A 15,067-nucleotide genomic window follows, 5' to 3' on the forward strand; every position below is an offset into this window, starting at 1 on the left:
ACTACTCAAAATATTATTAAAACTATTCCTGAAACTCCTTATCATTTCAAATCTCCGTTCAGTTTATAGGTTTCGCCTGCTTTGGTATGCAGTTGCACAACCAGGTTTTTGTAATGCAGCGTGCAATCTCCACCGGTTTTAGATTTAAGTGTAAATGAAGTCAATGTCCCGTTCTCCCAGCTCAAATCCACCTCAAAACCACCCCTGGCCTGTAAACCTTTAATGCTGCCCGTAGGTATGGCTGTTGGTAAGGCTGGCAAAATATCCAGATACCCTTGATGACTTTGTAAAATCATTTCAGCTATGCCTGCTGCACCGCCAAAATTGCCATCGATCTGAAATGGCGGGTGTGCATCGAAAAGGGTTACGTAAGATCCCGCACCGTTGTTGGCAGGGTTCATTAACATTTTTACGAGTTTCATGGCGTGGTCGCCATCTTTAAACCGGGCCCAAAAGTTTATTTTCCAGGCCAAACTCCAGCCCGTAGCATCATCTCCGCGATATAACAGCGATTGCCTTGCGGCCTGCATCATTTTGGTATCACTATCCCAGGTAATGTCGTTACCCGGATAAACACCCCATAAATGCGAAACGTGACGGTGCTTATTGGTGGTATCGTCTTTATCTTCAAGCCATTCCTGTAACTGGCCGAATTTGCCAATCTGGTTGGGAGCCAGCTGTTTTAGTTTTTCTTCCAATGTTTTTTTTAAATCGGCATCGGTATGAAGCACATTGGCAGCTGCTATACAGTTTTTAAAGAGCGATCTGATAAGCTGATGATCCATGGTTGGGCCGGCTACTAAACCACCATTTTCAGGAGAGTTGGAAGGTGTACTGATTAACCAGCCCGTTTTAGGATCCTTCACCAGAAAATCTACAAAAAATAAAGCCGCCTGTTTCATCGCAGGGTAAGCTTCTGTTTCCAGGAATTTGCGATCCTGACTAAACTGGTAATGTTCCCATAAATGCTGACTTAACCATGCCCCGCCTGTCATCCAGATGCCGTGGTTAGAAGCGTTTATCGCCGCGGTTCCGTTCCATAAATCGGTGTTGTGGTGTAAAACCCAACCGCGAGCATTATAATATTGTTTGGCCGTTTCGCTACCTGTTTTGGTTAAGCCTTTAATTTTTTGGAATAAGGGCTCGTTTAAAGCAGAAAGGTTGAGTATTTCTGTTGGCCAGTAATTCATTTCCAGGTTAATGTTGGTGGTATATTTACTGCCCCATGGCGGGGTTAACAAATCGTTCCAGATTCCCTGAAGATTAGCAGGCTGTGTACCTGGTCGTGAACTTGAAATTAACAAATACCTCCCATACTGCATGTACAAAGCCGCAAATGCAGCATCATTTGAACTTGCAAATTTGGCCAGGCGCTCATCAGTTGGCAGCTGCTCATTTTCTGAACGTCCAAAACTTACCTCAAATTTGTTGTAGTACTGCTGGTATTCTTTAATGTGGGTTTGTTTAATTTCAGCATAGGTTTTCCCTTTCAGGCTGTTTAATGTTTTAACATTGGCAGTAGCAGGCAAACCTGAAACATCCTGTGCATTAATAAAATTGGTGCCAGCCGTTAAATAGAGCGTTACTTCATCGGCCTGATTGATGCTGATCTTGTTGTTAACGATTTTTAAAGTTCCCTTCTTAACAATGGCCGTTAGCCTACTCTCTCCTTTTAAGGCCCCATCTTTTACCTGTACGCTTAAAGACAGTGTTTGGTTATCAAGCATCTTTACCGACGATTTACGGTGCGAACTTGATAGCACGGCATCAAAACTAATTGCTTTGGGTTTATCGGCCGTTAAATGAATTACTATGGCCTGGTTAGGCTGACTAGCCAGATATTCGCGCTGATAATTTACACCATCAATCGTAAAAGTGGTTTTAGCTATCGCAGTACTCACATCAAGTGAGCGCTTATAGTTGCTAACCAACGATTTACTTTGCCTGAAGTATAAATTTAAATCGCCAAAAGGCTGATAACTTGCCTGATATTGCGGTATAGCAGGCGGATTTTCGTCCTGTATTTTATATTTCCATTCCTTTTCCAGCGAAACGCCTTGCGAAATGTCAGCGCCAACGGGATAAATTCCAATCTTTTTGCTGGTATCTTTATAACCTACCAATCCCCCTTTATCGGCATAATTGAGTACCTGGATGGCGATTATATTTTTGCCTTTTTTGACCAGCTTTGCTGGGATGGTATATTTTCTGGGTTCGGTGTTATCGGTGTTGCCCACCAACTCACCGTTGATATAAGTGAAATCCTGATCACGAACGCGGTTGAGATCGAGTACGAGGTCTTTTCCTACCCAATTCTCTGGAACATCAAAACTTGTTCTAAACCAAACTGCTCCGTCTAAATTGGCTAAACCCACAGTCTCCCAGCCATCAAAAGCAGGCACTTTAATGGTTTTCCAAAGCTTATCATCAAAACTGGTTAATGCAGGGTTGCCCTGAATGCCCTTCCCCGCTTTCATCTGACTTACCCAGGCATTCCTATCACCTGATTCGCTCTGCAGGCCCATAAATTCTGCCTGAGCAAGGGCTTCTGCCTCTTTTTGCTTCCCTTTAAAAAGCAGGTCTCTAATATCGTTTAAATATTTATAGGCACCTTTTCGGTTGTAATCTCTTGGCTTGCCGGTCCACAGGGTTTCTTCGTTAAACTGGATGTGATCCTCGGCTGTTCCGGCAAAAAGCATAGCACCTAAGCGGCCATTACCAATTGGTAAGGCATCGGTCCATTTTTCTGCAGGTTTGTTGTACCATAAAGTATGATTATTTTCCTGCGCCCAACCATTCGATTGAATGGTTACCGCTAAAATTAAAGTGCCCAGTAAAAATTTAAATTTCATGTTATTGTCCTTTGTCGCCAGATATAATTTCGATGGTAGCCGTTACTTCCTTTTCTTTTTTAACCGGCGTTTTTATCCTTCTGAAATTATTGTTCCCTAAAAATATGTTTTTGGTTTCAGCGCCACTCAACTTTAGGTAATTATTTATTTCGGCCGAAGGAAAAGCATTGTATAAAAACAAATCAGAAACATTGGTAAGATCTACTACAGCGGCATTTACAGGTGTTTTATTGCTTTTTAAGCCATCAATAATGAGGTTGTTTACTTTTAAGGCTTTTACAGCAGCACCAATTTGTGTATTTATGGATACATTATGCAGTTCAATATCAGTGGCGTTGCTGATCGAAAAGCCGCTTTTGGCTTCGAGGTTAATATCGTTAAAAGTAATATTGCTGATAGGCATTTCCTCCAAACCGTTTAAATAGGCAGCCTGATTTACCTGCCCCGTAATATTGGCGAAATGGATGTTCCTGAATGTAGGTGTACGCTCTGAAACTGGCTCGGGACTGGTTTTGGCGTATTGCATATCCAGTACAATGGCCTGCTCCCTGATGTTTTTCATGATGATGTTGCTTACCCTGATCTCCTCAACCACACCTCCTCTTCCACGGGCAGTCTTGATACGGATTCCCCGGTCAGTTCCGTCAAATACACAATTGGAGATGGTAATTTTGCGCACATCGCCCGACATTTCACTGCCGATTACAACTCCGCCATGGCCTGATAGCATGGTGCAATTGGTAATTACGTAATTCTCAGCAGGAACAGCCATCTTTCTACCCGGAGCGTCTTTGCCCGATTTGATGGTGATACAATCATCGCCTACGCTGATGTGGCAATCTGAAATGTGTACATTTTTACACGATTCGGGGTTGATCCCGTCTGTATTGGGTGAATGCGGATTGTTGATGGTGACTGCATGGACCTTAACGTTTTCGCAGAATTCTGGATTAACCGTCCAAAATGGGGAATTACGAATGGTGATACCATCTATCAATACATTTTTGCAAAACATGGGTTGTATAAATGGCGGACGCAAAAAGCCACGTCTCATTTGCTTCGGATCATCAGGTAGGATTATATCCTTGTTCAGGCTGGCAAAGGTGGTTTGCCATTTCGATATCGGCTGACCTTCTTTATAACCTTCTACAAAATCCCACCATTTTTTGCCGTGCCCGTCTATAATACCGCGACCAATTATAGAGATATTTTCGGCTTTATAGGCGTAAAACAATGGCGAGAAACTGGTTACATCTACCCCTTCATAGCGGCTCTTCACCATCGGAAGGTAATCGTCGAAGTTATCGCTAAAATGAAGCTCAGCGCCAGCATCGATCAAAATCGTGATGTTGCTTTTTAAATGGATTGCGCCAGTTAAATATTTACCTGCAGGGAAATAGACGGTACCACCACCTGCTTTTGATGCTGCTTCGATGGCATTTTTAATGGCTGTAGTGGCGAGTTTGCTGCTGTCGTTTTTAGCGCCATACTTGATTACATTATAGTAGCTCTGGGCACTAAGGCTTACGGAAGCTGTTATCGCAATTACAAAAGTTAAAGTCCTGATTAAATATTTCATCTGCTTCATTAATAAATTTCGTCAAGCTGATCCGATAACTATCGGATTTATTTCAGCATCTCTATATCGTCCTCGTTTGTAACGAGGACGGGTGTGATCAGCGATTTTATCGCCTATTCGTATAATTTATCTCTACTTGTTGAGTTTCAAACTCAATCCTATTTACTAATCCGTAGTGACGCGGTGCTTAACACTACGGACAGGGCTTGTATGTGATCAGCGATTTCATCGCTTCATCCCCTTAATTCAGCTGCACTTTTACTGGCTTCAAATCTTTGCCTTTAAAAATCACTTTACCATCTGCAAATACCAGAAATCCTTTGCCTTTATTGTATTTAGTTCCGGTTTTATCCCACAATACCGTTAAAGTTTTGTTGTGGTACGAAACGTTATCGAGGATAAACCAATCCCATTGGTTTTTAGGGATTAGCGGATATATTTCCAAAGTATTGTCTGTTCGTGGTTTAATGCCAACCAGGTCGTTGATAATTAAATCGCAAAAAGTAGAATGGTTATAAAAACTACTTCTCGGATTATCACCTTTTAACCATTCGCCATTCTTTTCATCCTGATATTCACCAACATAAGGCTTGCCGTTTTTAGTGTGCGATGCAGCGAATTTATGTAACGCCGCATAAAATACGCTGGCATTCATTTTACCATGCTGCTTGTAATTGGTAAGCAGGTTCGCCAATCCTTTTAGGGTTTGAGAACTGGCAAATGGCCAAAGCGCGCCGTCCCATTCGCAGCTGTGGCCCGAGCCCCGTGTTCTGAAAGTTGGGTTTCTCCGTTCAGCTGTAGTTAAGCCCCAGGGCGCATTAAAACCTGCGGTATCCAATAGCTGATCCCAGGCTTTTGCATAGGTAGCTTTATCATCAGGCAAATTAAAATCCCATGGAATAAAGCCAATGGCTTCGCGAACTTCGGCATGACCTCCCTTTGCTTTCCTGGTTTCAAAAAAGGCCGAGGCTGGGTTCCAAAGGCTATCCTGAACCAGTTTCTTAACCGAATCTGCCTTGAGATTGTATTTGCTAACTAAGGTGTTGTTACCAAGCATTTTACCAATCTTACTTAAAGCAATGGCATTTCCATACATGTAGCTGTTAATGGTTGGTCGCTGGTTCTGGTCTTTCCGCGATCCGCTTATCGATTCTTCCATCCCATCTTTCACATCATTTTGCCAGAACAATCCGTTTTTAAGTTTACGTTCAGCTTCCCATTTGGCATAATCTTTATCCAATGCAGGCAGAATTTCCTTTAAAAATTCCTGATCAGGCTTTACCAGATTGTTTTGATATACCGCATCGTCGATCCAGCTGCTAAATTGGTGAAAACGCTGCTTCGTTTGACCTACATCAGCATGGTACAACCAAAATTTCACATAATCCTGTAGGTAACTGTTGTCTTTTAACCACCTTCCCTCGTAAAGGTGATGGCCTAATGCACAGCTAATAGAATTGTATTTGCCAGCATGTTTAACCGGCTCAATAAATTCGGTAAAAATGAAACCCTCGGGTGTTTTTACCAGATGCTTGCGGTAGGTCCACCAACGGTAATAATAATTTTGTTCCAGCACTTCATCCGGGCATTCGAATAAAGGGATTTGCTCTGCCAGCCAGGTAAGTGCTTCGGCATTAGGAACATAGTTTTTTACCGCTTCCGTATCAATTGAATTGAAATAGGTAACGTATTTCTTCAGCTTTTCTGTTCCTAAAATAGTTTTTTGCTGTGCAAAACCGGTAATAGTGCATAACGAGAGTGTCGCAGCAGCTATCAAATTTCTTGTATTTATCATTATTCAAATAACCAATCTATGTCTTTTCCCCTGCCATCTAAACCAGCGTTAAAAATCCGCAGTTCCTGTTTATCATCAATAAAACCTAAAACCAAACAAGCCCCTTTGCCTAAAGTTAAGCTATGTGTTCCGGCTGCAAAAGCATAAGCGTGCACATTTACCGGAGGGAAACCATAAGGCACCAGGGCATTCGATATTTTAATTTCCGACTGACCATAATTATTGGCGCTTGCATCGGTTTCCAGCTGTGGTGGCGCAAGGAACTGAGAATTCTTCTGGTTGAAAAATCCTACCAGTAATTTTACCGGCACAGCTGTACTGAACTTAATTTCAGTTCCGTTTTTGATTTGATCTGCTTTAGCCAGTTTAATGCCTTTTAAACCCAGCAATTCATCGGCAAGCTCTTTAATTTTAACGGTTGTGTCAGTAAAAACAACAGCACCTTTGGCTAAAATATAGCTTTCAGGGTGGTTTAAAATCTTTACATCAGCAGGTTTATAGGTTACCGTTTTAGCTGTTGCTCCTTGTTTAACCGATTTTAGCGAATCGATACTATGTTTAAAATGGTTGAGCTCTTTGGTAAAAACCGGTAACATTTCGCGCCAGTGTATAAATGTTTTATCAACCCCGCGCATCGGGATTTTGCGTTGTTTGGTTTGCATGCTATTGGCATACAGGTAGCTTTTCTCGGTGCGTTTAACCAGTTCGGCATAATGTGTTACGCTTTTTTCGAGAAACGGAAGTGCCTGATCAAGGTCTGTAACACTGTTAGAATATTTATAACGTAAAATCCAGAGTGCCGCTTTTACCTTTTCGGCGTAAAAGTTCGCCATGGCATCGTAACAATACATGTCGTTTTTAAGGCGGTTAAATTCTGCGGTATCTTTGCTTACCGTTGGTGCTGCATTTTGTATGGCGGTTAATGCTTTCTGACCATGCGCGACCACTTCTTTAGCTATTTGTACAGGTGTTTCGCCAATGTGACCTTGCTTTCTCCATTCTTTTTCGGCGTAATCGATAATCATTTCGCCTTCAGGAGCTTCCGATTCGTACATTAAGGTAAATACACCATAACGGAAAGGGTTAATTAATTGGGTCATCAACATGCCCAGTGTTAAGGTTTGGCGGTTTCCATCGGTGATGCCATATCTGCGCAAGAGTTTGGGCGATATTTCTCCCGATTCTTCATAAGCATTTAATATTGCTTTGCCGCCAGTTAATGTGGTGCCATATTTATTGGCGAGTGCCTTACCCCAGTAATTAACTTCCTGGTTGCGGTCTCTTTGCGAATTCCATGCGTACCTGGCCCATTCTTTATACCAGATCCAGTCGCGGTCTACCTCCAGCAAGCGTCCTTTTACTTCGTCGGCAGTGTAAGGCCAGTCCCAATAGCTGGCTTGCGGGTACAAGTGTAAACCTTTAGCGCCATAAATTTTGTTCATGGCCTGCACCGATTTCTGAATAAAATCAGCCGAACCATATCTGAAAGGCTCTAAATTGGCCAGAATGTGTACGTTAGAGATGTTTACTGTACCGATTGAGGCCAGTTTACGGTTCAGCTCTGCCCAGGCACCGCGTGGTGTGTAGGTGGTTAAAGCTTCGCCGTTGAATTTATTTTCGGTGTACAGGTTTTTATATAGCGGTAAGGCAGCTTTCATTACGCTTGGGGCATCGGTATCGTGTGCGCGTAATACAATAGGTGGCTCTTCTTTTATGCCGGCAGCTTTTAATCCGTCTTTTACACCCGGGATAATGGTTTTGGTAAACCAATCGATATCATCCTGCCCCACGCCTTCCATAGCTTCGCCCAATGCAACCATTAAGCCTACATTTGGATATTTTTCTACAAATGCTGCGATCGATTTTTGGGTATAATCGGCAATTAAGGGAATAATCGGACGGTTACGGTCCTGAGTTTTTAAACCATGTTTATCAGCAAATGGCTTTGGGATAATGATATTGTAAAACATCTGAATTACCCAAATACCCCGCTTATCGGCTTCGTGGGTTAAAAACCTGAAGATTTCCTCGTTCTTTTTAAGTGTGGCATCGTCTACTTCTACTGCGTAAGGATAGGCTTTCAGTCTCAATAAAGAAGAAAATGGATGGCCGTTCCAGAGATAAAGCGAATTGTAACGGTTTTCTACCATCATGTCCAGATATTTAATCCACAAGGCTTTGTCGTAAAGCCAGGGGAAAGTTTCTGGTGTGTAGGGATATTCGTAAACATCGTGACCAGGAAGATAATCGGGCTTTTGCAAGCCAATACAAGTTCCGCGGAGTACCATTTCTGGCTGATCGGAAATGGCTAGTGCAGTTGGTAATTTACCGGTTTCGTTAATTTTATCGGCCAGTTCAATGCAACCATATAAGGTGCCCGATGCATCATGACCTGCTATATATAAGGTGCCACTTTTATCTGTATAAATGGTATAAGCTTCTTTTTTGGCATTGGCTATTTTGCTTTTTAAGGCAGCCGGAAGTTTGCTGGCCAAAACCGCATCAGTAAATATGCCGATGATGATACCTGGCCTGCTTGTAGCCTTTTGGCCTTGCGCTGTTATGCTTGCCTGATAACCAATTTTATTTAAAGCTTTTAAAACCTGCTCGGCGCCAAACTTTACCCTTACATGCGCAGTTGCTGGTATTAATATATTTTTTTCGGTGCGACTTGCGGCACTTGAAAAAGAGATCGATAAAAAATAACAGGAAATAAAAATCAGAAAATTTCTCATGCAATTGGCTCTAATAACAAACCCTTAAACATTAGGATTTTGTGTAATATTCGGTTGTAATATTATTTAAATATAAAAATAATATTCAAATATAAGTAAATTAGCCTTTGGCTTTTGTAAAATTTATGCAAGGTAAAGCCCTTTTAAAGGTTTATGGCAGGTATGACAATATCTGTTAATATTTAGACAAGAAGATAAAATTTTTAATCAACAATATTTATTTTATTTGTAGTCGTATTCTAATCAATTATAACATTAAGTCCGTTTTTTAGGCGCTGGTAAGCTCAATTTATAATTTAAGAATGCCAAATCAAAATACGTATATTACATTATCAATCAATTTAAACAACAAACATGTTTTCACTCAAAAATAAAAGAGCAGTAGTTACAGGCGGCGGAAGTGGAATTGGCAGGGCTATTGCAACTATTCTGGCCAAACAGGATGCTGAAGTACATATCATCGAACTAGGTACAGCACAGGCACAAGATACACTTGATGAAATTAAGGCTGCCGGCAAACAAGCTTTTAGTTATGCCTGCGATGTTTCAGACCACCAGGCGGTTAAAGCTGTTTTTGAACAGATTGGAAGCATAAATATTTTAGTAAATAATGCCGGTATTGCACATATTGGTAAAGCCGATACCACTGAAGAAAGCGATTTTGACCGCGTAATGCGCGTAAATGTTAAAGGTGTTTACAATTGTTTGTATGCTGCTATTCCGCAAATCCGTTTGGCTGGCGGTGGCGTTATCATTAATATGGCTTCAATTGCAGCACTAATTGGTTTGCCCGATCGTTTTGCTTACAGCACGGCAAAAGGTGCAGTAAAAGCCATGACCATGAGCGTAGCGAAAGACTATATCGGCGAAAACATCAGGTGTAATTCAATTTCTCCGGCAAGGGTACATACGCCCTTTGTAGATGGCTTTTTACAGAAAAACTATCCGGATAACATCCCCGAAATGTTCGAGAAATTATCTAAAACACAACCTATCGGCCGTATGGCTAAACCTGAAGAAATTGGCGCGCTTGCTTTATATTTGTGTAGCGACGAAGCTTCGTTTATTACCGGCTGCGATTACCCGATTGACGGTGGATTTACGACCCTGAACAATTAATACCCTATTTTAAATACAATAAAGAACCTTTTAACATGAAATTAATAAGATTTGGCGAAGCAGGAGCAGAAAAACCAGGAGTAATTATCAACGATAACTATTTCGATGTATCTGCCTTGGTTAGTGATTATAACGAAGAGTTTTTTGGTGGCGATGGCCTTGAAAAATTAAAATCAGCTATTGCATCGGCTGATTTACCACAGGTAGATAAAGGTGTGCGCTTAGGTCCTGCTTTGGCACGTCCCTCTAAAATTATCTGTGTTGGTTTAAATTACAAAGACCATGCGGCAGAAACTAATGCCCCTATTCCAGCCGAACCCATTTTATTCTTCAAAGCCACCAGCGCTATTGTAGGCCCGAATGATGATTTGGTGATCCCTAAAAACAGTAAAAAAACAGATTGGGAAGTAGAATTAGCTATTGTTATTGGTAAAAAAGCCAGTTACGTATCAGAAGAAAATGCCTTAGATCATATTGCTGGTTATGTATTGCACAACGATTACAGCGAGCGCGAATTCCAGCTGGAGCGTAACGGACAGTGGGTAAAAGGAAAAAGCGCCGATACCTTTGCACCAATCGGGCCATTTATTGCTACACAGGATGAAATTGCTGATGTACACAACTTACGTTTGTGGTTAACCGTTAACGGCAAAACTTTACAGGATGGAAATACCTCGAACCTGATTTTCAATGTGCCGTTTATGATTGCTTATATCAGTCAGTTCATGACTCTTTTACCTGGCGATGTAATTACTACAGGTACACCTGCTGGTGTAGGTTTAGGACAAAAACCTGAGCCATGGTACTTAAAAGCAGGCGATGTAGTGGAATTGGGTATTGATGGCCTGGGTACAAGTAAACAGACTGTTAAAGCTTACAGCGAAAACTAATATGAAGAGATATTGCCTGGCGCTCGATCTGGTTGATGATGAGCAGCTTATTGCAGAATATAAGCAATATCACCAATCGGTTTGGCCTGAAATTAAAGAAAGCATTATTGCTTCCGGGATCGAAAACCTCGATATATATTTAACGGGTAACCGGTTATTTATGATTATGGAGGTAAACGAAAGCTTTTCCTTCGAAGAAAAAGGAAAGGCCGATTTAGCCAACCCCAAAGTGCAGGAATGGGAAACTTTGATGTGGAAATTCCAGCAGGCATTGCCAGGTGCCAAACCGGGCGAAAAATGGATCTTAATGGATCAGATATTTAAACTTTAGTGCTTTTACAATATGATTGATACCCACGTACACTTTTGGAATTTCGACCCGGTTAGAGATAACTGGATTAATGAGGATATGCAAACCATCCGTAAAGATTTTTCTCCTAAAAACCTCTTAAGGGTGTATAGCGATTTGAATATTACCGGATGTGTTGCAGTGCAGGCCAGTCAATCGGAAGAAGAAAACGATTTTCTTTTAACCCTGGCCGGACAGAACGAAATTATAAAAGGCATTGTAGGCTGGGTTGATTTGTTAAACCCTGATCTTGACGAGCGATTAAGCTACTGGAACAATCATAAAACCATTAAGGGCTGGAGGCACATCCTGCAGGCTGAGAATCGAGATTTTATCCTCAATCCAGCTTTTATTGCTGGTGTTAAACAGTTAAAAAAATACAATTATACATACGATTTGTTGTGTTATCACGACCAGTTGGAAGCCATTATACAAATGGTTGATCAAATTCCCGATCAGCCATTTGTATTGGATCATTGTGGCAAGCCAGATGTAAAAAGTCAGGATTTGAAATTGTGGGCTGAAAACATTAAAACTTTAGCTGCAAACCCCAATGTGCAATGTAAAGTATCGGGTTTGTTAACTGAAGCAGACTGGAAAAACTGGACAGAGCAAGAACTGTTTAACGCCTTTGACGTAATATTTGAGCATTTTGGCCCTGAACGCGTAATGTATGGCAGCGACTGGCCGGTAATGTTACTCAGCAGGCCTTACGAGGATTGGTTTAATTTAGTAAATAAATATACCGAACGTTTCACTGTTGCAAAAAGAAGATTGATCTTTTCTGATAACGCGAAGGTTTTTTATAGTCTTTAAAGACTGTTTTTAAGCCCCGTGTGGCTATTACCTGGCGCTTAAATTCTCCAGAAACCAAACATGGCCGATAGTGCAGGATGGAGATTAGAATATATAGTGTTAGTTTTCGGTTTTTAACACCCCTGCGGCCAAGACAATAAATTTAATAATGAGCAAAAAAATTACCTTTCCTTATCACTCTCAATATCCTTCGGTAGCTGACCTTAGAAGTAAAGCAAAAAGAAGAATACCAAAATTTGCATTCGATTATCTGGAAGGCGGCTGTAACGAAGGGCTAAATCTGGTCCGTAATGAAACTGATTTCGATAATATATATTTAAAACCTAACTATTTACGTGTTGGTGGAGATATTGATATGTCGGTTGAGCTTTTTGGCCGCAAATACAGTGCTCCTTTCGGTATTTCTCCTATCGGTTTGCAAGGCTTAATGTGGCCCAATGCGCCCGAAATTCTAGCTAAGGCGGCAGCTAAACACGATATCCCCTATACATTGAGTACGGTATCGACCAGTAGTATCGAACGGATTGCTGAAGTTTCGGAAGGAAAAGCCTGGTTTCAGCTTTACCACCCTACTGAAAATAAACTTAGGGATGATATTTTATCACGCTTAAAAGCAGTTGAATGTCCGGTTTTGGTTGTGCTGGTAGATGTACCTGCCTTCGGATTAAGGTATAAAGAAATTAAAAGTGGCCTTTCAATACCACCTAAAATGTCGGTAAATAACATCTTACAGGCATTTGCAAGACCATTATGGGGTATAAAAACACTACAGCATGGTATCCCCTCTTTTGCCACCTTAAAACCTTATATGGAAAAAGGGATGGACATGTCGCAGCTCGGACAGTTTATGAACAGAACGTTTACAGGCAAGGTGGATATAGAAAAGGTTTCGGCCATCCGCGAAATTTGGAAAGGACCTTTGGTATTAAAGGGTATAGCTACCGATGAAGATATGCAGGCAGCTATACAGATTGGTGTTGATGGAGTTATTGTTTCGAATCATGGTGGCCGTCAAATTGATGCGGGCGAATCATCGATTAACTCTTTAATTAAACTCGCCGGCAATGAAGCCTATAAATCAAAACTCAAGATTATGCTGGATGGAGGAATCCGTTCAGGGGTTGATTTGGCCAGGGCACATGCAGTAGGTTCTGAATTCAACTTTATGGGCCGCCCGTTTATGTATGGCGTTGGAGCATTGGGTAATGAAGGTGGAGACCATACCATCAATATGTTTAAAACCCATTTATATCAGATTATGCAACAGCTCACGATCGAAAAAATTTCGCAATTCCCCGAAAGGTTATTGTAATTTAAGCGAGATATCTCTTTGCACGATCGTCATTGCCAGCTTGACTGGCAATCTTTTCTTACTAGTTGGTGTCGCATCAGCCAGTTCATAGCGTTTTTGCATGATCAGTGCTAGTTCATCCCCCTGCCCCCTTCAAAAGGGGGGCGAGATAGGCTACTTGATTAGCTCTAAGAATCATGCTATTCCGTCATTATCCGTGCTTCCGTGGCAAAAAGCCTTACGCATAAAAAGACCTCACAGATTTCTAAAACCTGTGAGGTCTATCCAGTGTTTCGGTCGGTGAGACACCAACCGATAGATGAAACAGTTAACCTATTTCGAGAACTTATAAGTTGTACTGGTCTTATACGTTTCGCCCGGTTTAAGTACCGTAGATGCAAAATTCGCGTGGTTTGGTGCATCAGGGAAGTGTTGCGTTTCTAAACAGAATGCCGAACGGTGAGGGTAAGATTTACCACCTTTACCATCTTTATCAGCGCCCGTTAAAAAATTACCACTGTAAAACTGTAATCCAGGCTCTGTTGTAATCACCGATAACACAATACCTGTTTTAGTGCTTTTAACAACCGCTACCGGTGCTTTACCATCGTGATGGGTTAATGCAAAGTTATGGTCGTAACCTTTACCAAATTTTAATTGCTCGTCGTTATCGCCAATTTGTTTGCCAATCAATTTACTTTTGTTAAAATCGAAAGCAGTACCTGCAACAGGTTGTAATTTACCGGTTGGAATCAAGGTAGAATCTACCGGCGTATAAGCGCTGGCATCAATCATTAATTCGTGATCTAAAATGGTGCTGTCGCCTTCGCCGTTTAGGTTAAAGTAAGCGTGGTTGGTTAAGTTTACAATAGTGGTTTTATCTGTAGTGGCTACATAGTCGATTTGCAGGGCATTATCGTCGGTTAGCGTATAAGTAACCTTAACGTCCAGTTTACCCGGATAACCAGCTTCCCCATCCTGAGAAACATAGCTCAGTTCCAGTTTGGTACTGTCTACTTGCTTCGCTTCCCACACTTTGCCAAAAAAACCATCGGTACCACCGTGCAAGGTGTTTACACCATCATTAAGCTGCAATTGATATTCCTTTCCATCTAAAGCAAATTTACCTTTGCCAATCCGGTTTCCGTATCTGCCAATCAGCGCGCCAAAAAACGGTTCGCCTTTTTTACGGTAAGCCCCGATGCTATCGTAACCCAATACTACATCAGTTAATTTATTGTTTTTATCGGGTACCAGTAACGAAACCACCCTGCCTCCGTAATTGCTAATCGAAACCGAAGCCCCCTGCTTATTTTTTAATGTGTAAAGTTTAACGGCTTTGCCATCAATGGTAGTCTGGTATTTTAACGAATCGTTTTGGGCACCGGCTTCGGCTGCTTTATTCGATTTGGTATTGCACGAAGTAATAACCAGCGCTACACACAAGGTAGCCAGCGGCAAAGCCTTTAAGAATGTTTTTTTCATCTTTATTATTGGTTTTAGGGTGATGAAGCATTCGTGATTTGTACAGATTAAAACCCGCATGCTTTCATATAGATTTATTTTTGGTTAACGCTAAAGTAGTAAAAAAATAATTAACGTTAAGTTAACGATTATAATATTATTTCTCTTAATATTGAT

General features: G+C 41.3%; 10 protein-coding genes. 5 read left to right on the top strand and 5 right to left on the bottom strand.

From position 1 onward, the window contains the following. Positions 1-41: 41 nt before the first annotated feature. The 4 genes from HWV58_RS06605 to HWV58_RS06620 all read right to left on the bottom strand — a co-directional run bounded on the left by HWV58_RS06605 (position 42) and on the right by HWV58_RS06620 (position 8,961). Positions 42-2,852 (bottom strand): glycoside hydrolase family 95 protein, encoded by a 2,811-nt coding sequence (locus tag HWV58_RS06605; RefSeq protein WP_175633329.1) that lies wholly within the window; start codon positions 2,850-2,852, stop codon positions 42-44. A gap of 1 nt (position 2,853) precedes the next feature. Then, positions 2,854-4,431, bottom strand: coding sequence for a glycoside hydrolase family 28 protein (locus tag HWV58_RS06610; protein WP_235972673.1), 1,578 nt, complete (start codon positions 4,429-4,431; stop codon positions 2,854-2,856). Positions 4,432-4,672: 241 nt separating this feature from the next. Next, positions 4,673-6,226: an MGH1-like glycoside hydrolase domain-containing protein gene (locus HWV58_RS06615; protein ID WP_175633331.1), complete on the bottom strand. Its 1,554-nt coding sequence runs from the start codon at positions 6,224-6,226 to the stop codon at positions 4,673-4,675. Continuing rightward, complete coding sequence (locus HWV58_RS06620) at positions 6,226-8,961, bottom strand: alpha-d-galacturonidase (RefSeq protein WP_175633332.1); 2,736 nt, start codon at positions 8,959-8,961, stop codon at positions 6,226-6,228. The genes HWV58_RS06615 and HWV58_RS06620 overlap by 1 nt, the downstream gene beginning before the upstream one ends. Positions 8,962-9,315: 354 nt before the next feature. Here HWV58_RS06620 and HWV58_RS06625 point away from each other — a divergent pair, with 354 nt between their 5' ends. From HWV58_RS06625 to HWV58_RS06645, 5 genes are all read left to right on the top strand, one after another. Further along, complete coding sequence (locus HWV58_RS06625; RefSeq protein ID WP_175633333.1) at positions 9,316-10,080, top strand: SDR family NAD(P)-dependent oxidoreductase; 765 nt, start codon at positions 9,316-9,318, stop codon at positions 10,078-10,080. Positions 10,081-10,115: 35 nt separating this feature from the next. Beyond that, on the top strand, positions 10,116-10,970 hold the full coding sequence (locus tag HWV58_RS06630; RefSeq protein ID WP_175633334.1) for a fumarylacetoacetate hydrolase family protein: 855 nt from the start codon (positions 10,116-10,118) through the stop codon (positions 10,968-10,970). 1 nt (position 10,971) lies between these two features. Continuing rightward, positions 10,972-11,301, top strand: a complete 330-nt coding sequence (locus HWV58_RS06635) for an L-rhamnose mutarotase (protein ID WP_175633335.1) — start codon at positions 10,972-10,974, stop codon at positions 11,299-11,301. Between the two features lie 12 nt (positions 11,302-11,313). Beyond that, entirely contained in the window at positions 11,314-12,135 is an 822-nt protein-coding gene (locus HWV58_RS06640; RefSeq protein ID WP_175633336.1) for an amidohydrolase family protein, read from the top strand. A gap of 148 nt (positions 12,136-12,283) precedes the next feature. Beyond that, positions 12,284-13,447: an alpha-hydroxy acid oxidase gene (locus HWV58_RS06645; RefSeq protein WP_175633337.1), complete on the top strand. Its 1,164-nt coding sequence runs from the start codon at positions 12,284-12,286 to the stop codon at positions 13,445-13,447. Between the two features lie 312 nt (positions 13,448-13,759). Here the strand turns inward: HWV58_RS06645 and HWV58_RS06650 are convergent, their stop codons facing one another. After that, positions 13,760-14,911, bottom strand: coding sequence for an aldose epimerase family protein (locus HWV58_RS06650; protein WP_175633338.1), 1,152 nt, complete (start codon positions 14,909-14,911; stop codon positions 13,760-13,762). Positions 14,912-15,067: the final 156 nt, after the last annotated feature.

Origin of the sequence: Pedobacter ghigonis, assembly GCF_903166585.1 — a bacterium.
Lineage (GTDB): Bacteria > Bacteroidota > Bacteroidia > Sphingobacteriales > Sphingobacteriaceae > Pedobacter > Pedobacter ghigonis.

What these genes read in the sequence shown, in the direction of transcription:
- HWV58_RS06605 (WP_175633329.1), bottom strand. Translation starts at nt 2,852, where the DNA reads ATGAAATTTAAATTTTTACTGGGCACTTTAATTTTAGCGGTAACCATT.
- HWV58_RS06610 (WP_235972673.1), bottom strand. Translation starts at nt 4,431, where the DNA reads ATGAAATATTTAATCAGGACTTTAACTTTTGTAATTGCGATAACAGCT.
- HWV58_RS06615 (WP_175633331.1), bottom strand. Translation starts at nt 6,226, where the DNA reads ATGATAAATACAAGAAATTTGATAGCTGCTGCGACACTCTCGTTATGC.
- HWV58_RS06620 (WP_175633332.1), bottom strand. Translation starts at nt 8,961, where the DNA reads ATGAGAAATTTTCTGATTTTTATTTCCTGTTATTTTTTATCGATCTCT.
- HWV58_RS06625 (WP_175633333.1), top strand. Translation starts at nt 9,316, where the DNA reads ATGTTTTCACTCAAAAATAAAAGAGCAGTAGTTACAGGCGGCGGAAGT.
- HWV58_RS06630 (WP_175633334.1), top strand. Translation starts at nt 10,116, where the DNA reads ATGAAATTAATAAGATTTGGCGAAGCAGGAGCAGAAAAACCAGGAGTA.
- HWV58_RS06635 (WP_175633335.1), top strand. Translation starts at nt 10,972, where the DNA reads ATGAAGAGATATTGCCTGGCGCTCGATCTGGTTGATGATGAGCAGCTT.
- HWV58_RS06640 (WP_175633336.1), top strand. Translation starts at nt 11,314, where the DNA reads ATGATTGATACCCACGTACACTTTTGGAATTTCGACCCGGTTAGAGAT.
- HWV58_RS06645 (WP_175633337.1), top strand. Translation starts at nt 12,284, where the DNA reads ATGAGCAAAAAAATTACCTTTCCTTATCACTCTCAATATCCTTCGGTA.
- HWV58_RS06650 (WP_175633338.1), bottom strand. Translation starts at nt 14,911, where the DNA reads ATGAAAAAAACATTCTTAAAGGCTTTGCCGCTGGCTACCTTGTGTGTA.